The sequence below is a fragment of the Amycolatopsis sp. NPDC043885 genome (assembly GCF_056435685.1).
In genome coordinates, this window is the sequence record NZ_JBWKEA010000003.1 from 167,626 (window position 1) to 187,240 (window position 19,615).

Annotated in this window: 16 protein-coding genes, 1 tRNA gene and 1 pseudogene; 9 read left to right on the forward strand and 9 right to left on the reverse strand. The window is 66.1% G+C overall.

Annotated elements, in window-relative coordinates:
* The first annotated feature begins 8 nt into the window (after positions 1–8).
* A pseudogene (locus tag AC069I_RS13695) lies at positions 9–369 on the forward strand (VOC family protein).
* Here the strand turns inward: AC069I_RS13695 and lspA are convergent.
* The 5 genes from lspA to AC069I_RS13720 form a co-directional block, all read right to left on the reverse strand.
* Positions 359–865 carry a signal peptidase II gene (lspA, locus tag AC069I_RS13700; protein WP_340686905.1) on the reverse strand — a complete coding sequence of 169 codons (507 nt, stop codon included), beginning with the start codon at positions 863–865 and terminating at the stop codon, positions 359–361. The pseudogene AC069I_RS13695 and the gene lspA overlap by 11 nt on opposite strands.
* Before the next feature lie 22 nt (positions 866–887).
* Positions 888–2,312, reverse strand: coding sequence for a HAMP domain-containing sensor histidine kinase (locus AC069I_RS13705; protein ID WP_340686904.1), 1,425 nt, complete (start codon positions 2,310–2,312; stop codon positions 888–890).
* Entirely contained in the window at positions 2,309–3,001 is a 693-nt protein-coding gene (locus AC069I_RS13710; RefSeq protein ID WP_478225405.1) for a response regulator transcription factor, read from the reverse strand. Before AC069I_RS13710 ends, AC069I_RS13705 begins: the two co-directional genes overlap by 4 nt.
* Before the next feature lie 85 nt (positions 3,002–3,086).
* Positions 3,087–3,701, reverse strand: a complete 615-nt coding sequence (locus AC069I_RS13715) for a trimeric intracellular cation channel family protein (RefSeq protein ID WP_478225404.1) — start codon at positions 3,699–3,701, stop codon at positions 3,087–3,089.
* Positions 3,701–4,354 carry a response regulator gene (locus AC069I_RS13720; RefSeq protein WP_005155565.1) on the reverse strand — a complete coding sequence of 218 codons (654 nt, stop codon included), beginning with the start codon at positions 4,352–4,354 and terminating at the stop codon, positions 3,701–3,703. Before AC069I_RS13720 ends, AC069I_RS13715 begins: the two co-directional genes overlap by 1 nt.
* A 370-nt stretch (positions 4,355–4,724) precedes the next feature.
* Between AC069I_RS13720 and AC069I_RS13725 the strand changes: the two genes are divergently transcribed.
* Positions 4,725–4,797 (forward strand) — tRNA-Arg (locus tag AC069I_RS13725).
* A 114-nt stretch (positions 4,798–4,911) separates the two neighbouring features.
* On the opposite strand, the gene AC069I_RS13730 is transcribed toward AC069I_RS13725, so the two are convergent.
* Positions 4,912–6,792 carry a DNA/RNA helicase domain-containing protein gene (locus tag AC069I_RS13730; RefSeq protein ID WP_478225403.1) on the reverse strand — a complete coding sequence of 627 codons (1,881 nt, stop codon included), beginning with the start codon at positions 6,790–6,792 and terminating at the stop codon, positions 4,912–4,914.
* 284 nt (positions 6,793–7,076) lie between these two features.
* Between AC069I_RS13730 and AC069I_RS13735 the strand changes: the two genes are divergently transcribed.
* Positions 7,077–8,978: a DNA/RNA helicase domain-containing protein gene (locus AC069I_RS13735; RefSeq protein WP_478225402.1), complete on the forward strand. Its 1,902-nt coding sequence runs from the start codon at positions 7,077–7,079 to the stop codon at positions 8,976–8,978.
* Between the two features lie 6 nt (positions 8,979–8,984).
* Here the strand turns inward: AC069I_RS13735 and AC069I_RS13740 are convergent, their stop codons facing one another.
* Positions 8,985–9,428 (reverse strand): hypothetical protein, encoded by a 444-nt coding sequence (locus AC069I_RS13740; RefSeq protein ID WP_478265542.1) that lies wholly within the window; start codon positions 9,426–9,428, stop codon positions 8,985–8,987.
* A gap of 2 nt (positions 9,429–9,430) precedes the next feature.
* Positions 9,431–9,763 (reverse strand): DUF6973 domain-containing protein, encoded by a 333-nt coding sequence (locus tag AC069I_RS13745; RefSeq protein WP_478265543.1) that lies wholly within the window; start codon positions 9,761–9,763, stop codon positions 9,431–9,433.
* Positions 9,764–9,912: 149 nt separating this feature from the next.
* Here AC069I_RS13745 and AC069I_RS13750 point away from each other — a divergent pair, with 149 nt between their 5' ends.
* Genes AC069I_RS13750 through AC069I_RS13775 form a run of 6 tightly spaced genes read left to right on the forward strand, consistent with a single transcriptional unit; the run spans position 9,913 to position 19,226 of the window.
* Entirely contained in the window at positions 9,913–10,614 is a 702-nt protein-coding gene (locus AC069I_RS13750) for a hypothetical protein (protein ID WP_478265544.1), read from the forward strand.
* A 48-nt stretch (positions 10,615–10,662) separates the two neighbouring features.
* Positions 10,663–11,184 carry a DUF6907 domain-containing protein gene (locus AC069I_RS13755; protein WP_478265545.1) on the forward strand — a complete coding sequence of 174 codons (522 nt, stop codon included), beginning with the start codon at positions 10,663–10,665 and terminating at the stop codon, positions 11,182–11,184.
* Positions 11,185–11,240: 56 nt separating this feature from the next.
* Positions 11,241–12,785, forward strand: coding sequence for a TIGR02677 family protein (locus tag AC069I_RS13760; RefSeq protein ID WP_478265546.1), 1,545 nt, complete (start codon positions 11,241–11,243; stop codon positions 12,783–12,785).
* Positions 12,782–13,975, forward strand: a complete 1,194-nt coding sequence (locus tag AC069I_RS13765; RefSeq protein ID WP_478265547.1) for a TIGR02678 family protein — start codon at positions 12,782–12,784, stop codon at positions 13,973–13,975. Before AC069I_RS13760 ends, AC069I_RS13765 begins: the two co-directional genes overlap by 4 nt.
* On the forward strand, positions 13,972–18,009 hold the full coding sequence (locus AC069I_RS13770) for a TIGR02680 family protein (protein WP_478265548.1): 4,038 nt from the start codon (positions 13,972–13,974) through the stop codon (positions 18,007–18,009). Before AC069I_RS13765 ends, AC069I_RS13770 begins: the two co-directional genes overlap by 4 nt.
* Positions 18,009–19,226: a TIGR02679 family protein gene (locus AC069I_RS13775; protein WP_478265549.1), complete on the forward strand. Its 1,218-nt coding sequence runs from the start codon at positions 18,009–18,011 to the stop codon at positions 19,224–19,226. Before AC069I_RS13770 ends, AC069I_RS13775 begins: the two co-directional genes overlap by 1 nt.
* Here AC069I_RS13775 and AC069I_RS13780 read toward each other — a convergent pair.
* The gene (locus tag AC069I_RS13780) at positions 19,223–19,609 is read right to left on the reverse strand and encodes a cupin (RefSeq protein WP_478225393.1); all 387 of its coding nucleotides are present in this window, start codon (positions 19,607–19,609) and stop codon (positions 19,223–19,225) included. The genes AC069I_RS13775 and AC069I_RS13780 overlap by 4 nt on opposite strands.
* Between the last annotated feature and the right edge of the window lie 6 nt (positions 19,610–19,615).

Genomic DNA, 19,615 nt, shown 5'->3' on the forward strand with positions numbered 1-19,615 from the left:
GATCAAACATGGCGCGACGAGGAGCCGCCTGCCGTCATCCGGCTTCGCTCGCCCGTTTCCGGGCGACCGCGCTCGACGGCTACGAAGTCGCACCCTATGACGAAGAAGAGCTTGATCGCCTTCGTTCACTGGGGGTTTCGGGCCCCGAAGACGATCCTTCGGTACTGGTCGAAGCAGCGTCGGGACCGCGGCTCTTCTTCAATCAGGTTCCCGAACCCAAGGTCGCCAAGAACCGGGTGCATCTGGACCTGACGGGAGACGACGTCGAACGGCTCGTCGCCTTGGGCGCGCGTACTCGCGCGTCCCGAAGACGGACTGGTCGTACTCGCCGATCCGGAAGGGAACGAGTTCTGTCTCGTTATTCCTTGACGCCTTCGATCGGGACGCCGCGGAAACTCAGCACGAAGAGCGAGACGGCGCCGAAGAACAGCGCGATGTCGGCGACGTTCCCGACGAACCAGCCGTTGTAGTCGATGAAGTCGACGACGTGGCCACGCGCGAAACCGGGCTCGCGGAACAAACGGTCGCCCAGATGCGTCGTCGCGCCACCGAGCAGCAGCCCGAGCGAGATCGCCCAGCCCGCCGAGCGGACCTTGCGGGAGATCCACAGCAACGCGACCACCGCGGCCGCGGCCAGGATCGCGAAGATCCAGGTGGAGTTCGCGCCCAGCGAGAACGCCGCGCCCGGGTTGTAGAGCAGCCGGAACCGGATGAAGTCGCCGATCACCGGGATCGGCGCGTGGCCGGTGAGGGCGTCGACGGCCCACCATTTGGTCAGCTGGTCGGCGGCCAGCAGCACCGCGGCCACCAGCAGTGTCCACAGCAGACGGCGGGGCGGCATCTCAGGCGCGTTCTCGGTGCTCATCACCCGTCAGCGTAATCACCCGTCAGGCCGGGGCTCCCGGGAGCCGCAAGGTCATCAGAGCGCCACCGGTGGACGCGCGCCCCGCGTAGACGTCGCCGCCGTGCCGCTGCGCCGCGTGCTGGACGATGGCCAGCCCGAGCCCGGAACCGGGCAGCGTCCGCGCCTCCGACGAGCGGTAGAAGCGGTCGAACACCTTCGGCAGGTCCTCGTCGGCGATCCCCGGCCCCGAGTCCTCGACTTCGAGCACCGCGGTGCCGTCGCCGACCGGGTACAGCCGGACCCCGACCGTCGATCCTTCCGGCGAGAACTTCACCGCGTTGTCCAGCAGGTTCAGCACCGCGCGCTCCAGCGCGCTCGTGTCGCCGGTCAGCACCCATGGCTGGAGCGAGACGTCGAACTCGATCTCGCCCGCGCGGCGGCGTGCCCTGTCCAGCGCGCGCTCGACGACGTCGACCATCTCGACCCGCTCGTGCTCGATCCGCGGCTCGTCCTGGCGCGCCAGTTCGACGAGGTCGCCGATCAGCTGGGTCAGCTCGTCGAGCTGGCCGCGGATGTCGGCCTCGATGTCGCTGCGGTCCTCGTCGGACAGCGTCCGCGCGCCGGGCCTGCTCGCGGACAGGAGCAGCTCCAGGTTGGTGCGGAGCGACGTCAGCGGGGTGCGGAGTTCGTGGCCGGCGTCGGCGACGAGTTGCCGTTGCCGCTCCTGCGATTCGGCGACCGTGCCCAGCATCGTGTTGAAACTCTGGGTGAGGCGGGCGAGTTCGTCGTCGCCGCTGACCGGGATCGGCCGCAGATCACCCGTGGTGGCGACGCGTTCCGCCGCCGACGTGAGTCTGTCGACCGGCCGCAGGCCCGCTCTCGCGACGGCCGTTCCCGCGGCCGCGGCGACCAGGATCCCGGCGCCGCCGATCAGGAACAGGACCACCGAAAGCTCGTTCAGGGTGCGCTTCGTCGGCCCGAGCGACTGGGCGAGCACCATCGCCTGGCCGTCCCCCTGCGGGAGGGCGACGACGCGGCTGTCGGTCCTCGGGTCGGTGCGCAGGGAGAAGGCCTTGTCCCCGGAGGCGACCGCGATCTCGTCCTCGCCGTACGGCGGGCGGCTCCCGGACTGCGGATAGGTCAGCCGGACCTTCTCCCCGACCGTCAGCTGCCCGATCTGCAGGTCCGCGCTGGCGAGGAAGGCGCCGGGCACCTGCTGCAGTTCGGTCTGCACCTGCGGCGAATCGACCGCGGCCTGCGCGCGGGCGAGCAGGTTGTCGTCCACCTGCTGGTAGAGGTTGTCGCGCACGACGAGGTACGCGCCGAGCGACACCAGCGCCACCGCACCCGCCACCGAAGCGGCCGCGAGCAGCGTCACCCGGCCGCGGAGCGAGAAGCGCCGCGTGCCCCAGCGGTCGCCGCGTGGATCCTTTTCGGACACGTCGACGACCGGGACCGGCTCCGTCACGGCGGGGTTTCCCTCAGGACGTAGCCCACTCCCCGCACCGTGTGGATCAGCCTCGGTTCGCTCCCAGCCTCGGTCTTTCGGCGCAAATAACCGACGTAGACCTCCAGCGCGTTGCCCGACGTCGGGAAGTCGTATCCCCACACTTCCTCCAGGATCCGGCTGCGGGTCAGAACGTGCTTCGGGTAGGAGAGGAACAGCTCCAGCAGGGCGAATTCGGTCCTCGTGAGACTGATCTCCCGCCCAGCCCGGCGCACCTCACGCGTCCCCGGGTCCAAGGTGAGGTCCGCGAACGAGAGGGCCTCGGCGTTCTGTCCGGCCTGCGGATCCGGGATCGCCCGGCGCAGAAGCGCGCGAAGGCGCGCGAGAAGCTCTTCGAGCGCGAAGGGCTTCGGCAGGTAGTCGTCCGCGCCGGCGTCGAGGCCGGACACCCGGTCGGAAACGGTGTCCCGCGCGGTGAGGACGAGAATCGGAAGGTCGTCTCCGGTACTCCGCAGCCGCCGGGCGACCTCGAGGCCGTCGAGCCGCGGCATCATGACGTCGAGGACCATCGCGTCGGGTCTGTTGGCGATGATCGCTTCCAAGGCCTGTGCGCCGTCCCCGGCCAGTTCCACCTGGTACCCGTTGAACTCAAGGGATCGCCTGAGTGATTCACGGACGGCCCTGTCGTCGTCCACTACGAGGATGCGCATGACGACAGTCTTACGCAGAGTGCTGAGACTCGCCTAAGAACACACACAGAACCAACAAAGGAAATCCGGCGGTCCAGATGACGTTTCAGCCGGTCTCGGGCCCTTTCGCAACGGGTGCGTTCCATCTCCGCCACAAAGCGAGCATCCGGACCCCCACCACGGCGGCGGCTGCCACCACCGTCACCGCCCCCGGCGGCAGTCGCAGAGAGTGACCGATCGCGACGAGTACGGCCCCCGCGAGCGCCGCGACCGCGTAGATCTCCTTCCGCAGCACGAGCGGGATTTCCCGCAGGAGAAGATCACGCACGGCGCCGCCTCCGATACCCGTCGTCATGCCGATCAAGCACGCCGCGTAGGGAGTGGCGCCCGCGTTCAACGCGATGGTGGTCCCCGCCGTCGCGAACACCCCGAGCCCGAGCGCGTCCGCGAGCAGCACGGCGCGCCGCAGCTTCGCGATCTGCGGATGGAAGACGAACACGACCAGCGCCGTCCCGCCGCAGACCGCGAGATAGGGCCAGGTCCGCAGGGTCGTGGGCGGCGTGATCCCGAGCAGGACGTCACGGATGACCCCGCCGCCGAGCGCGGTCGTCAACCCGACGACCACGACTCCGAAGACGTCCAACCTGGACCGCACCGCCGCGAGCGCACCCGAAGCGGCGAACGCGATCAAGCCGAGGAACTCGAGCGCGGTGAGGATCATTACTGGTCGAGCAGGCCACCGCGGTACGCCAGCAGCGCGGCCTGCACCCGGTTCGCCGCGCCGATCTTGGACAGGACGGCCGAGACGTAGCCCTTGACCGTGGCCTCGGACAGGTGCAGGCGTCCGCCGATCTCCGCGTTGGACAGCCCCTGCCCGATCAGCCCGACGACCTCGCGCTCCCGCTCGGACAGCGACGCGAGCAGCTTGCGCGCCGGCTGCGCGGCCCGCTGCTCGTCCCGATGCGACTGGACCATGCGCGCCGCGACCCCGGGGTCGAGCACCGCGCCTCCCCTGGCGAGGTCCCTCACTGCCCGAAGGAGAGCCGCCGGGTCGATGTCCTTGAGCAGGAAGCCGTTGGCCCCGAGCCTGAGCGCGAGACTGACGTAGTCGTCGATGTCGAACGTGGTCAACATGGCGACGGTCGGCGGATCCGGCAGGGCGAGGATGGCCCTGAGCGCGCGAATACCGTCGTCAGGCGCCCGCATCTTGATGTCGAGCAACGCGACGTCAGGGTGGTACCGCCGGGCGACCTCGACCGCTGATCTCCCGTCGCTCGCCTCGCCCACGATCTCGATATCGGCAGCGCCCGACATCATGGCACGCAGGCCCGAACGGACCAGTTCCTCGTCGTCGGCGAACATGAGCTTGATCAACGAAGCCCTCCGGCAGCCGGGGGAGCGGCGTCTCGCGTCCCGTTAACGAAGATTACCTACTGTTGTTCAGGGTTTCGAAACCAGACACGTACGAGTGACCCTCGCGGGTCATCTGTGTCGATCTAGCGCTCGATTCAGACCCTGATCTCCTGCTGGAGAGTGTCGCTGCTCGGGGACGGATCCGCAGGTCGAGTGTCACTAGACGGCCAGTGTCTCGGCCTGGCCGCATGCCCTCTCGCGGCCTGTTGGGCAACCGCCGTTCGGGGCATTCGGGGCTTTCACCGGGCTGGCCGCTGGCGCGCTCCGATGTGACGACGCCCTCCTGTGCTCCCTCGCGTGGCTACACGGTAAGCTGCGCGTGGCAGTACATGCCCTCGTAGCTCAGGGGATAGAGCACCGCTCTCCTAAAGCGGGTGTCGCAGGTTCGAATCCTGCCGGGGGCACTTCGAGTACCCCACGGAGATCTCACTGGCCGGAACGGATCTTGAGACCCGCCGTGGCATGGTCACCCGGATCTCGAACCTGCCAGTCGCTCTTGGATCGACGACGGCGAGCGCTCAGCGCGCGTATTTACGAAGTATCCGGTTCGTCGCCGGGTCTTTCGAATAAAGGCACACTCCCTGCATTCCCCGAGTCAGCAGCACCTTGTACGTGTTCCGCACCAAACGGTCGAAATCCCTCTCCTTGGCGTTCTTCACCGCCTGATCTTTCAAAGGCCTCCTGTTCGAGACCCATCGCCTGTCACGAATCACCAGGTCATCGCCAAAGATCACGCCTGCCCAGTCGTATTCGAAACCCTGGGCGCTGTAAATACAGCCGACTTGACCGAAACCACGTGGGTCGGAGGCCCACAATGACGACGACGGAACACCTGGAACGGGCGCTTTGGGCTTGGCGTTCCACGGTCGCGACCACTCATCGATCTTCACGTCGTCAACCAGACGACGTGTACCGTCGACTTCGATGGGGTCGCTCCAGTCCCAGCAGAACCCCGCCGTCATCCTCGCGCTTCCACCACGCATGTTCGACTGCTGACGGAGCCATGATTCAAGTTCTTGAGGCGACTCCGCCGCATCGACCACATACTCGTCATCGCTTCCCTGGACCAGGTCGGACCAGACGATCGGCTCCTCGGGGCTCAGAAACATGAGGCGCGTGACCCACTCGTCGAACTTGTCCGACCCGCCACACCGGAACTGCCCGTCGAGGCGGATGTCGAGAACCTCGTGACCTTTGAGGTTCGCGATGTCGACGATGTACTTCCTGGTGCCGACCTCGCCGGGACGCACGACCTGATGCTCGTCGAGCAGGAAGACGGGAACCTTGGCCACGTCGATGAGCTGGTCGATCTGTTCTCGTCCTCGTGCACGAGGACGTTCGGGAAGCCCACGGACCCGGTGCGCCTCGTCACAGAGCAGCACATCCAATGAGTTCTCGCGATCCGAACCGAATTGGTTGAAATACTTGAACATCTCCTCGAGACGATCATCGATTCCGGCAACCGTCGCTCGCAGCGTCTCCGTAAACGCCTTCGAGCCTGTCGCATGCAGGACCCGCCTGCTACGACGAGCAAGGCTGGCAAGAAGGGTTATCGCTATCGCGCTCTTCCCGGAACCCGGGCCGCCACTGACGACGACCACCTTCTTCTCAGCCCCTGAGGACCCCTTGGAATCCGCCTCGTCAAGAGCGTCCATTACCGACTGGTAGGCAACCTGCTGTTCGTCGAGAAGGACGAACTCGTCCCGTTTTTCAAGGGTTCCGGCAGCGGTCGTCAGCAGGTTCCGAGCCGGGGTGTGCCGAGCAGAGAGGAGGGCGTTCGCCGCATCTCGCGCACCAGCGGCCGCACCGGCGTCAGTGTCAAGAAGGGAACAGAGGTAGTTGGCCAGGTCCTTCTTCGTGTCAGCCGCGAAGAGCCGACCCAAACCATCGGCACTGGTTTTGTCCATTCTCCAGGTCGGATCGTAGACGGCGTCGTGAAGATAGGCGATGCCCTTCACCAGTCGCGGCGCACGCGCGAATTGAGGCGTGAAGTCAAGGAGCTGACGACAGTAACGCCGAACCTGTTCAGACGGATGCAAGACGGGCTGCGGATCGTCATCCGACGTCTTGACCAGCCCGTCGCCCACCAACTCCATGTGACGCCATTGCTTCAGTTCCACCAGTACGTACGACGGTTGCCCCGTCTCCGGATGCACGCCACACAGAATCGCGTCGACTCGCTTGGGACTGAACGGGAGCCGATACTCGAGAAACACTTCGACATGCTCCAGCCCGATGCCACAAAGAGTCTCCGCGAGGACCGGGAGACTGCGCCGCCACGAACCGACTTCACCGCTCCTCGTCGAAGCGCTGTAGCCAACCCTGGCATGTATCGCGAGCGTCGCTATGAAACTTTCCTCGCCCAGCGCCACCCGCAGTTCGGCAGCGGTCTTCCTCACCGGCAAAACGTCCTCCCCCGAGGCAGCGTCGCGTAGTCACTCTTAGTCAGAGTCCAGCGTGCGCGCTCACACTAGTGAGCTACGACCTGGCCTCGAACAGGGGGTAGAGATGCCTGCTGGCGCGTCGTGCGAACCATCTGTAGCTGAAACGCTCCCCGGCCCGGTGAACCGCAGCGGGGACAGCGATCCACTAACCTGGACGGGAACGGTCCGACGGACACCGAGTCACCTCGTTGTTGTCCCCATCCGTACGTCGATGACGCACGCCCTGGGGAGGGGACAAGGTGGCACTTGCACGCGGCCGAGCAGCCGATCTTCTGGTCGAGGCTCGGACAGGCAGCCTGCACCAGAGACTGCGTGAGCAGTCCGGATACGTGCTCGGCACCAGGGCAGGCACGAGCGAGGTCGTCTCCTGGCAGAAGAGCCTTCCCGTCCTGCTGAGTGACCTGATCGATGCGGGACTCGAAGACGTCGAAGTCCTCCTCGAGCACCAGCTTCCCCATAGTAGGCAACGTGTGGACGTCGTCCTGTGCGGAACTCACCCCCGTACCGGGCAAAGCTCGTTCGTATTCGTCGAGCTCAAGCAATGGTCGAAGGCCGAAGTCCACCTTGCCCAGGTGCTCAACATCCCCGGCCTTCCCGGTCTGCACCTCCATCCGGTCGAGCAAGTGCGCGGGTACTGCCAGTACTTCGTGGACCACACTCCGGCGCTCGCCGAGCGTCCCCAGGCAGTCCACGGGATCGCGTACCTGCACAACGCCCGCCGTGCCGATATCGACGACCTCCTCCAGTACAGGGTCAGCGAATACGGGCGACTGTTCACGATGGACGACAAGGCCGACCTCCGGCAGGCATTCAACGCCGTACTCGACAAATCGGCGGAACGAGGAAGCAACCTCACCGCGGGTGACGAACTCCTCGGCTTCGCACACCGCCCGACCAAACCTCTGCTGACGTTGGCGGCCGCGGAGATCCGGGATCGCGAACAGTTCGTCCTGCTTGACGAACAAAAGGTCGCTTACGAATTGGTGATGCAGGCAGTAGAACGTTCTCGCGCGGCCCAGACTCGTACCGTCGTCATAGTCGAGGGCGGTCCCGGATCAGGAAAAAGTGTGATCGCGTTGAGTCTCCTCGGCGATTTGGCTCGCCGCGGCCTCGCCGTCCACCACGCGACCGGCTCCAAGTCCTTCACCCAGACGATGCGGAAATACGCCGGTCGTGGAAGTACACGCGTCCAGGGCTTGTTCAAGTACTTCAACACCTACGTCGGCTGTCAACCGCGAGAACTCGACGTCCTCATCTGCGACGAAGCACACCGCATTCGCGAGAAAGGCGTCACGCAGTACACGAAGAAGGAGCAGCGCGATCGCGCTGGTCGCCAGATCGACGAACTGATCAACGTCGCCATCGTGCCGGTGTTCCTGCTCGATGAGAATCAGATCGTGCGGCCCGGCGAGATGGGTTCTCTGCGCGAGATCTCCGCTGCTGCCGAGTCACTCGGATGCAAGGTGGAGGTCGTCCGGCTGCACGATCAGTTGCGCTGCGGTGGTTCTGTCTCCTACGACACTTGGGTCGCCCGGCTGCTGGGCCTGGGGCAGAACGTCGAACCACCTGTCCCATGGAGCAAGCTCGCGGGCCCTCTGGACGCGGGCATCACGGTGTCGAGTGCCGCATCGCCGCAAGCACTCGAGTCATGGGTGCTGCACCAACAGGAACTGCACGGCGGAGTGCCCCGGCTCGCCGCCGGTTTCTGCTGGCCTTGGAGCGATCCGGTGATGACTCCGGACGGCCGCGCGCTGGTCGACGACGTCAAGATCGGCGGTTGGCAGCGTCCGTGGAACGCGAAGTCGGAGCGGAACAAGGCCGTGGCCGGTGTCCCGGAATCCAACTACTGGGCCACTGACGAACGCGGCTTCGGGCAAGTGGGCTGCATCTACACCGCGCAGGGATTCGAGTACGACTGGTCCGGAGTCATCTTCGGCTCCGATCTCGTTCGGCGCGACGGCATGTGGGTTCCTCAGCGCCAGAACTCGGAGGACAGTGCCGTGAAACGGGCCGACGAACTGCATTTCGGTGCGCTGATCAAGAACACCTACAAGGTCCTGCTCACCCGTGGGATGCGTGGCACCGCCGTCTATTCGACCGATCCCGAGACCCAAGCGTTCTTGGAAGAGATGACCCGATAGCCCTGATCAGCCTGCGGGGCGCCCGTCCGGGTCCGTCATCGTGATGGCGCCACCCTGCGCCCGCAGCACCACATCGGCCCGGTACTTACCCTCACCGAGGGCGGCGAGAGTGCCGAGGCTGACCATCCGCGTAGTGGCGCCGTCGCGGTCGAACACCAGCAGATTGCCGTCCTGGACGTAGTCCCCACTGTGCGTGCCATCGCCCTCGACCGTGACGGGCCTGCCGAGCTCGCGTTCGATTCGCGCGCCTGAAGCGGGGCCGGTGAGGATCTGTACCGAGGTCCAATCGCCGGACGCCAGTTCCTTGAGCGGCCGCGAGCCGCCTGTCCTGGCGAGATCTCCGATCGTTTTTTCGAGACCTTCGTCGAATTCCACCGTCACTTCTGGGATGCTCGTGCCGCAGGCCGCCACGAGGGCGAGCAGGGCGAGCAGAGTCACTATCAAGCGCATGGTCAGTATTGGTCCGGAGTCGCCGACGGTTCGCCGGGGTCGTGGTCGTCGTTGCGCCCCGGATCGTCCGTGGGCCAAGGCTTGTTCTTGGTTTCGCGGGTCTCGCCAGGAGGCGATTCGTCGGACGATACCAGTGTGTCGTTCTTGTCGATGACCACCATTTTGCCGTCCTTGACCGCCTGTTCGACCAGGTTCGCCATCTCCTCGGGGCTGGCGTCCGGGTTGGCCCGGGCGATCGCGCGGCCGACTTCGTTGTTGTGCTGGTTCATGGCCACCGGGATGTGCTGATTGGTCGGGTTCCGCTCGTGCGCCGCAGCGAAGTTGACGCCAGCCACCTGGCGTCGACCCGGAGATTCTCACTTTGCAAGAACCGGCATGCCACCGATCCAGTGAATCATTTGCATATGGTGCCCACGGAGGCGATTTGGGGAGTGAGATTTCCGCCGAACCCGAAAGGCCCATAATGACCTACTCCCCGTCGGACTTGGACGTGATCGAGCGGCAGTTCCTGGCGTTGGCCGCCGGCCCGCGAGCGCTGACGCTTGACTGCGCCGCGCTCGGTTGCGGTCTGCCCGCCGAAGTGAAACCCATCGACGAGGTGCGAGTGCTGCTGCTCAAGAGGCAGACGAGCTGGGTCACCAAGAACGCCGTCTGGCGAGACTTGGTCGGGCGGGCGCACGCGACGCCTGAACCGTGGACCGTCGTGGCGGCCGCCATGATGATGCCCGGTCTGAAGCACATCGGCAGCAAGCTCAGGTCTCGCTATCCGGGCGAGCGAAACGACCTGGATTCCGAGATCCTCGAAGGGTTCCTGCAAGCACTCGACGTCGCGGACGCTGCAGCTCAGAAGGTGTACGGGCAGCTTTACTGGGCAGCGTTCCGCCGCGCGCACGAAGCCTGCAATCGCGAGACTCGGCTCGCGATGTCCCGGTCCGAGCTCAACGACACCATAGCCACCGCGAGTTCGGCCGCGGGACATCCGGATCTTGTCCTCGCCGGCGCGATGCTCGAGGGCGCGGTGACACCGGCACAAGCGGATTTGGTGTCCGATGTGCTTCTGGACCATGACGAGCGGTCAGCGGCCGCGGAACGTCTTGGCATCAGCCGCTACCAGGTGTCGTGCCAGCTGGACTCCGCCACCCGGCATCTCGCCGGATACCTGAAAACAGGTAGTTCCGCAGCATGACATGCGGTTCATGTATTCATCCGAAGCAGCTACGCAGGAGCCGCCTTCATGAGCAACTCGAATTTCCCACCGGTAGAGATCGCCACGTTGAGTGAGGCGCAGAAGAGAGGGAGCACCTGCGCCCGCTGCGGACGTGTCCCGCTCAGCCCACAGAGCCTCGATGGCGCGGACCTCGTCGTTTGCGCGGATGAGCACGCGCGCATATGCACGGATTCCGTATTCTGGCTGACCCAGCCATGCCCCTGGTGGTGTAACTCCGGGTGGCACAGCGATGACGATCGCGGCCAAAACCGCCAGCACATGTCCGAGTGGACGGGCAATGTCCCTCTTGTGCTGGAAGGCGGCGACAAAATGGGGAACGGCCTGTCATACCAACCCGAGTACGCGACCGTGCACCTTCTGCAGGGCGTGCGCGAAATCGAGCCACGTATCTGGTGCGGGAAGGGTGAAACCAACCATGGCTGGTACATGACACCCGCCGAGGCCCGAGAACTCGCCGTGAAGCTTACTTCCGCGGCCGAGATGACCGAACGGCAAGTCGCCCCGCCGTCGGCGGCAATTGCGTGCTGACCAGGCGCCATGAGGGGTGCGATCGAAACTGTCGGTGCCCTCCTCATAATGGGATCGTGACCGACGACCTGGAGCCTCAACCGTTCGCGCACCTCAGTGCGCCGAACGCGGCGCTCTATCGCGACGTCCTGTTGACGTTCGCGCGGGCGAGGGACCGATTCATCGTTCACATGCGGCCGGAGGACGTCGCGGCGGACTTGGGCCGATCGGGTGATGTCGAGCAGGTCGCGGACGCGCTGGACAAGCTCGTCGACTGGGACAACCTGCGGGCCGATCCGGATACGAGCCGGGTGACCAGTGTCGCCGACTTCCATCGTGCCCGGTACCTGTACCAGCTCACGGCCGCCGGCCAGGCCGCCGAGGAAGCGCTCGCGGTCTACGACCAGGCCCTGGGCCGCCGCGGATCGCTGCAGTCCGTGGCGCTGGAGGACATCGCCGCGCAGTTGCGAGCGCTTGTGGAGCTGGCCGGGGCACGGGAGCTCGACCCGGCGAAGGTGCATCTGCTGTTGCTCGCGCTCGCCGAGCGGTTCACCGGTCTGGCCGACAACGCGCAGGCGTTCATGGCATCGCTACGCCGTGTCATCGATTTCGCCGACGGGGACGTGGAGGCGTTCGTCGCCTACAAGCAGCGGCTGATCGACTACGTCAACCGCTTCATCGCGGATCTCGCCAACCGGGGTGCGGAGATCGCCACCCTTCTGGGCAAGATCGAGCAAGTCGGCGTCAGGGACATCCTCATGGTGGCGGCGAAACGCGAAGCCGCCGATGTCGCACCTGACGACCACGAGAACGCGACCGCCGTCGAAAGCCGTTACGAAATTTGGCGAAACCGCTGGCGTGGACTGCACGACTGGTTCGTTTCGGCCGACTCTCGGCATCAGTCACAGGCGCGCCTGCTGCGCGGAGCCGCGGTCACGGCGATCACGCAGCTCATCGACACGGTGGCCGCGCTCAACGAACGCCGTTCCGGACGTTCCGACCGCTCGGCCGACTTCCGGACTTTGGCTCGCTGGTTCGCGGAGGCACCGGACGACAATGCGGCGCATCGCTTGTGGCGGACGGCGTTCGGGCTCAGTTCCGCGCGACACCTCACCGTCGACAACGAAACCGTTGCCGCGTGGGAGGAAGAGCAACCCGCACCGAGTACGCCGTGGCGGGAAGCGGCCGGAGTGCGCATCAGCCCGCAGTTGCGCAGGACGGGATCCTACGAGCGGCGCGGCCAGCCCAACCGGGTCGCGGACCGCGCGGAGCAGCGTCGAATCCTGGCCGAGCAGGCGGTTCTCGAAGCCGAGCAGGTCGCCGCCGCACGTGAGCGGCTGGCGACACCAGGGCCCACGCGTCTATCGGCTCTGGGCGAGCTCGATGCGCGGGCATTCCGGCTCTTCCTCGGTCTCCTCGGCGACGCGCTGTCGGCGCGCGCTCCTGGCGATCACGAAGTCCGGACCACCACGAGTGACGGCACGATGGAGGTTCGCTTGACTCTCGTACGCGGCGGAGGAACGGTGAGCATCCACACCGAAGATGGGATCCTGCACGGTCCGGAACATCTGATCGAGATCATCGACTTGATCGGGAACGGCCGGGAGGAGGCGATCGCGTGACCGTGCTTGGCGAGGAAACCGTCGCCCAGAAGCGGAAAGCCCTGCGGGCGCTCCTTGCCAAGCCGCTGTTGACAGCCGGAACGGACGACGAAGTACTGCGGCTGGTCCGACGCCACGCGCCGGAGCTGCGTGACTGGCTGGCCACCGAGACGGGCTGGCGGCTGCTGGTCAGTGCTGAATCCGCGCGCCTGTTCAAGACCGCGCCGACGTTGACCGACCAGACTCATCCAGCGAGAGACGGCAAGGGCAAACCACCTTTCGGCCGCCGCAGGTACGTCTTGCTCTGCTTGGCGCTGGCCGTCTTGGAGCGAGCCGACGCGCAGATCACCCTCGGCCGACTCGCTGAAGGCGTACTCACCGCCGCGGGCGAACCCGAACTCGTCGACGCGGGCGTGTCCTTCACGATGAGCCGGCGGGACGAGCGTTCGGATCTCGTCGCCGCGGTCAGATTACTGCTCTCCTGGGGTGTCCTCGAACGTGTCGCCGGTGAGGAAGACGCTTATTTGAGCGACAACGGAGACGTCTTGTACGACGTGCAGCGCCGGGTGCTGGCCACGCTCTTGACCAGCACACGGGGCCCTTCGACGATCAATGCCGCCGATTTCGAAACCAGGCTCGAAGAGCTCGCCCACGAGCCTGTCGCCGACACCGATGACCTGCGCAATCGGGCGCTGCGCCACCGCCTGACCCGCCGCCTCCTCGACGATCCTGTGGTCTACTACGACGAGCTGGCCGACGATGAACGGGCGTACCTGACCGGCCAGCGGCATGCGTTGACGCACCGGATCGAGGCCGCCACCGGGCTGATCGCCGAGGTCCGCGCGGAGGGCATCGCGATGGTCGATCCCGACGACGACTTGACCGATGTGCGCATGCCGGAGCAGCGCACCGATGGCCACGCCACCTTGCTCGTCGCCGAGTACCTCGCTGCGCGGAACGGCCCGGTACCGATCGAGCGAATGCTGGCGTACGTCAGGAAGATCGCCCGTGACCATGCCTCCTATTGGCGCCGCGGGGTCACCGACGAAGGCGCTGACGAGGAACTCCTCGCCATCGCGTTGCACAAGCTGCGTGCCCTACGGCTCGTCGAGGATTCCGTCGGGGATCCACCGATGGTGCGCGCGCTGCCCGCGATCGGGCGTTACCGGCTCGACGCGCCCACCATCCGCGAGAGGAAGACCGGGAAGTGACCTTGCCCGTCCCGGACAAGGCCCGCTGGCAACCGCTCCGGGCAGGCCTTGTCGACCTGTTCTACTACGACCTCGAAGAGTTCCACTTCCACGACGGCCGTCTGCTGTTACGCGGCAACAATGGAACCGGAAAATCCAAGGTCCTCGCGCTGACCCTGCCGTTCCTCCTCGACGGCGAACTCTCGGCACACCGGGTGGAGCCCGACGGGGATCGCAACAAACGCATGGAATGGAACCTGCTGCTCGGCGGGAAGCATCCACATAATGAACGCCTTGGCTATACCTGGCTGGAATTCGGTCGTGCCCTTCCCGACGGGAGCGCCGAGTATCGAACACTCGGCTGTGGTCTCAAGGCCGTCGCCGGGCGTGGAATCGCCAAGCACTGGTTCTTTGTCACCGACCAGCGCGTCGGACAGGACCTTTCCCTGGTGAGCCCGACCCGGGTGGCCTTGACCAGGGAGAAGCTCAAGGACGCCGTCGTCGGGCATGGCCTGGTGTACGACACCGCGTCAGACTACCGACGCGCAGTGGACGAAGCGCTCTTCGGGCTGGGAAGCCACCGCTACGAAGCCCTCGTCAATCTGCTGATCCAGCTACGGCAACCGCAGCTGTCGAAGAAGCCGGACGAGAAACTGCTGTCCCGGGCGCTCACCGAGGCACTCCCGCCGCTCGACCCGGCCTTGGTGGCCACGGTCGCGGAAGCATTCCGTGGCCTGGACGAGGAGCGGGAAACCTTACACGCCCTGGCGGAGGCGAAGACGGCGGCCGATCAGTTCCTCGCACATTACCGGCGTTACTCCCGAATCGCGGCCAAACGACGTGCGGCACCAGTTCGCCATACGCACAGCGTTTACGAAAAGCTCGGACGTGAGTTGGGTGAAGCCGAGGCCGCATACGAGCAAGCGACACTGGCGCTCAACGAGACCCAGAGACTTCTCGATGAACTGGCGGCCACGAAAGCCCAGCTGGATACGCGCCGTGCCGCACTGCAGAGCAGCCCCGAAATGCGGGACGCCGAAACACTGAAACAAGTGGGGAAGGAAGCCGCCAGGCTCCGTGAGTTCGCGAACTTGCGGGAGCGCGACCTGTTGTCGGCCGCCGGCAACCTGCGCCTCCGTGAGGAGCAAGCCGAGACGGCTCAGCGGACGGCCGACGCCGATGCGGAGATTTTGGAGCAGGCCAAAGAGATCGCGTACGAGGCCGCCGATGCCGCCTACCTGACCGATGAACATTCCGCGCTCATCGCCGACGAAGACGAGCGAGCCGGGCAGGTGATCATCGAACGGCGGACCAAGGCGGTCGATCAGCTTCAACGGTTGCTCAATGCCGCGACGCAGGCCGAGGCAGCATTGCGTTCCGCGCGGGCAAGTGTCGACCGGATCACCGCTGAGCAGCAGAGCGCCGCCGAGCGGATCACCGCGGCCGAGGAGAGTGTCGCCCGGCACGGTGCGGCCCTTGTCGACAGTTACCGGTCCTACCTGGCGAGCACCGAACAGTTCGTACTGTCCGATATGGACGAAGCGCTCGACACCCTCGACGCGTGGACTGAGACGCTCATCGGCGTCAATCCTGCGGCATCGGCCGTCGAGGAGGCCGTGCTGCTGGCGACCGCCGAGCTCGCTCGGAGGCAAGCCACCCTCGATGCCGAACGAACAGCAGCGGAAACCGAACGGCAAGCGATCAACGACGAGATCGCACGACTGGAAGCGGGCGGGCACGACGCTCCGCCAAGGCCCTATACACGTGACGAAGACACACGAACCGGCCGTCCTGGTGCTCCACTATGGAAAGTCGTGGATTTCGTCCCCGGCGTCAACGAGCAGCACCGTGCTGGGCTCGAAGCGGCGTTGGAGGCCTCTGGCGTTCTGGACGCTTGGGTATCCCCGGAAGGTGAACTGCACAGCACGCGGACCGGCGACGTGATCATCGAACCCGGTGAGGCCGCGCCGTCAGGAGGCCTCACCGCTGTGCTCGCGCCGGCGGTGGATCGGGCCGACCCTCAGGCCTCGGCCCTGACCGACGATGTGGTGAACGCGGTCTTGCGTGCGATCGGTCTCGGTCCTGGCGCGGACACGTGGGTCGCGGTGGACGGCAGGTTCGCCATCGGCGTGCTGACCGGGGCATGGCACAAGGACGCAGCGGCTTACCTGGGTGAAGGTGCTCGGGAAGCCGCGCGCAGGGAACGGATCCAGCAGCTGCGGGATGCGGGCGACCGGATGTCTCGGCACCTTGCCGAGCTGGCGGAAGCCGCGGACGGCCTGGCCGCTCAGCGGACCGCCCTCACCGCGGAACACCGAGCCCAGCCGGAAGACACCGATCTCCGCGAGGCCCACTCCGTGCTCGTCGGCGAGCACAAGGAGAAGCGCCGGATCGACGGCCGCCTCGACGAAGCTGTCGGAGTTTCCGCCGAGTGTGCCGACGAAGCCGAGCGGTCTCGCGGCAAGGCCATCGAATTCGCCGGTGATGTCGGTCTGCCAACGGACCCCGAGGATCTGGCCCGCGTCCACAAGGCAGTCGGCGACTACCGGGTGGCCCTTGCCGGGCTCTGGCCCGCGGCGCGGGCGCTGGCTCGGGCGAAAGCGGATTCGGCCAAGGCCGAACACGAGAAGCGGGATGCCGCCGAACGCCACGACGAAGCGCGAGAGTCGGCCGCCGAAGCCCGCGCTGAAGCCGAAACCGCGGCCGAACGCCATCGCGTACTGGTGGAGACCGCGGGCGCGGGAGTCGAGGAGCTCTATCGGAAGCTGGCTGCGGTCGCGAGGGAATCGGACGAACGGGACGCCCGCGAGAAGCGGGTGCGAGAAGAAGAACGGGTCTTGCACCAAGACCGAGGCACGGCGATCGGACGACGTGAGAAGCTTCGCGATTCGATCTCGACCGCCGTGGCCGGGCGTGATCAGGCCATCAGTGAGCTGCGGGCCTTCGCGGCGACAGGGCTGTTGGCAACAGCCGTTCCCGAATTGGATTTCCCCGCCCCGGAGAAGGAGTGGGCTCCCAATCCGGCCGTCGCTCTCGCGCGGGCGATCAACGCCGCGCTGGACGGCGTGGACGACGCGGACCGGCCGTGGGAATTGGTTCAGCAGAAGGTGTCGGCCGAGCACAAACTGCTGACCGACGCGCTGTCCAGGCACGGCCACTCGGTCGGTATGACCCTACGAGACGGAATCATCGTCGTCGATGTGCTGTTCCAAGGGCGCACCCAGGACATTCCGACGTTGGTGACCGCTTTGGAGATGGAGAACGAGCAACGAGCGAACCTGCTTTCGGCGAAAGAACGCGAGATCCTCGAGAACCACCTCATCAACGAAGTCGCGGGCACGCTGCAAGAATTGATCGGGAACGCCGAGGATCAGGTCCGGTCCATCAACACCGACCTCGAAGCCCGGCCGACGTCGACCGGAATGCGTCTACGGTTGCAGTGGCGTACTTCGCGAACGGCGCCTGATGGGCTCGATCGAGTACGAGACCGGTTGTTGCGGCAGACCGCGGACGCCTGGAGTGCCGAGGACCGGACCGCCGTCGGCGGGTTCCTGCAGGAGCAGATCAACCGCGAGCACGCCGAAGACGCGGCCGGCGGCTGGGTCGAACAACTGACTCGCGCGCTGGATTATCGATCTTGGCACGAGTTCGCCATTCAGCGCTACCAGGATGGCCAGTGGCGGTCGGCGACCGGACCGGCGTCCGGCGGTGAACGGGTGCTCGCCGCGTCGGTTCCGCTTTTCGCCGCGGCCTCCTCCTTCTACTCGTCTTCGGCCAATCCCCACACGCCACGTCTGGTCGCGCTCGACGAAGCGTTCGCAGGCGTCGACGACGATTCACGGGCCAAGTGCCTCGGCCTGCTCGCCGCATTCGATCTCGACGTCGTGATGACCAGCGAACGCGAATGGGGCTGCTACCCGCAGGTGCCGGGGCTGACCATCGCACAACTCACTCGGCGCGACGGAATCGACGCCGTTCTCGTGACCCCTTGGCGCTGGGACGGGCGCGAGCGTGTCCAGCGGCAACGGCCGCTTCCCTACGTACCGGGCGCCTGATGGCCGATCCGGATCGGCTCCGCAGGCTCCTGGGCGGCGAAGAAACGGCGTGGCTGCTCGACCGCTTGCGCCGGCGGATGGTCGCCGGCAGGCCGTTGAGCGGAGTAGTCACACTCAATTCGGCGACGCATGACCAGCGCAGGGCCATCGAACGGTTGCTCGGCAGGCGGGCGGGTACCGGTACCTCCCTGAGCGTTTCACTCGACGAAGTCGACGCTGTGCTTCGCCGCAGTGGTTCGGCCCCCGACGGGCTCGCCGACGCGACGAGGCTGCTGATCGGAACTGTGCCGGACCGGGCAACCGAAGCCGCGGCCTGGACGGCGGCTTTCGGGCCACTGGACGAACTGGTCGCGCGACGTCCGATGCTGGCGACGTGGCGCGCGTGGTTGGACTCCACCGGCATGGTCCGGAGGTTGGCTTCCGAACCGGAGCACGCTTCGGCGTTGATCACTGCAGTGGTCGAGGTTCTCGCCGAGTTGCCGTCGCAGGGCATCGCGCTGGGCAGGCTCGCGGCGGAGACCACCGGCGACGCTCACGGCTTGGACGACGGGCGCCCCCTGGCGACGCTCGTCCTCTCGGCAGCGAGAGCCCTCCGCGGCCGCCCACCGGCCGGAGACGGAACAGCGGGCGAACGGCGAACTTCCTGGGCGGCGGTGGGCGTACACCGTGACGATCTGTCCTCGTCCGTGCTGTGCCTCGGTCTACCCGGTGACACGGAGACGGCGACCGGCCGCATGCTGGCGCTGGCGAAGGAAATCGGCGAACCGTGTGTCCTGACGCTACGCCAGTTGAACACCGCGGGGCTCGGCGTCGGAGCCGGGATGGTGTCGGTCTGCGAAAACCCGATCGTCCTCGCCTCCGCAGCCGATGAGCTGGGACCTGGCTGCCCTCCTCTCGTCTGCGTGAACGGCCAGCCGTCTGCCGCGGTGTGGCGTCTCCTCGATCTGCTCGCGGCGGACGGTGCCTCTTTCCGGTATCACGGCGACTTCGACTGGGGCGGTATCCGGATCGGAAACACCCTGCGCGACCGGATTCCGTGGATGCCCTGGCGTTTCGATGCTTCGGCGTACTCCGCGACGACCACGGCAGGCGGCCCGCTGGCGGGAAGGCCGGCGGACGCGATCTGGGATCCGGACCTGCGGCCGGCGCTGGAGCGACGCGGAGTGCGCATCGAAGAGGAACTCGTCCTTCCCGCCTTGTTGGAGGATCTTCGCTAGGCCTCGTGGAAATCTTCGAGGCGATGGGCTTCGACTGAAGACTCCGTAGCTGCCAGCCAATGCGGATAGGTGACATAGACCAGTTCCGTGTCCTCATCGGCCACGTAGACCACCTCGGTTCCAGCCCGCAGATAGATCACCTCGCCTGCCCGAGCCGTCACCGAACCCGAAGGGCCCTCGACGGTGAAAGTGCCGGAAGTGATGACGAGGGCCTCGTCGTAGGTCATCTTCCACGGGTTCTTCTCGCCTTTCCCGTAACGGGCGAAGCCGACGGACATGGCCGCGCCACTGTCCTGCGCGAGGACGTCGGCCAGGAAGATCCGCTGGTCGAGCCGCTGGAACCAGGTCGAAGCGTCATCGCTCGTGAAGTGTTCGACAGACATCCAAAT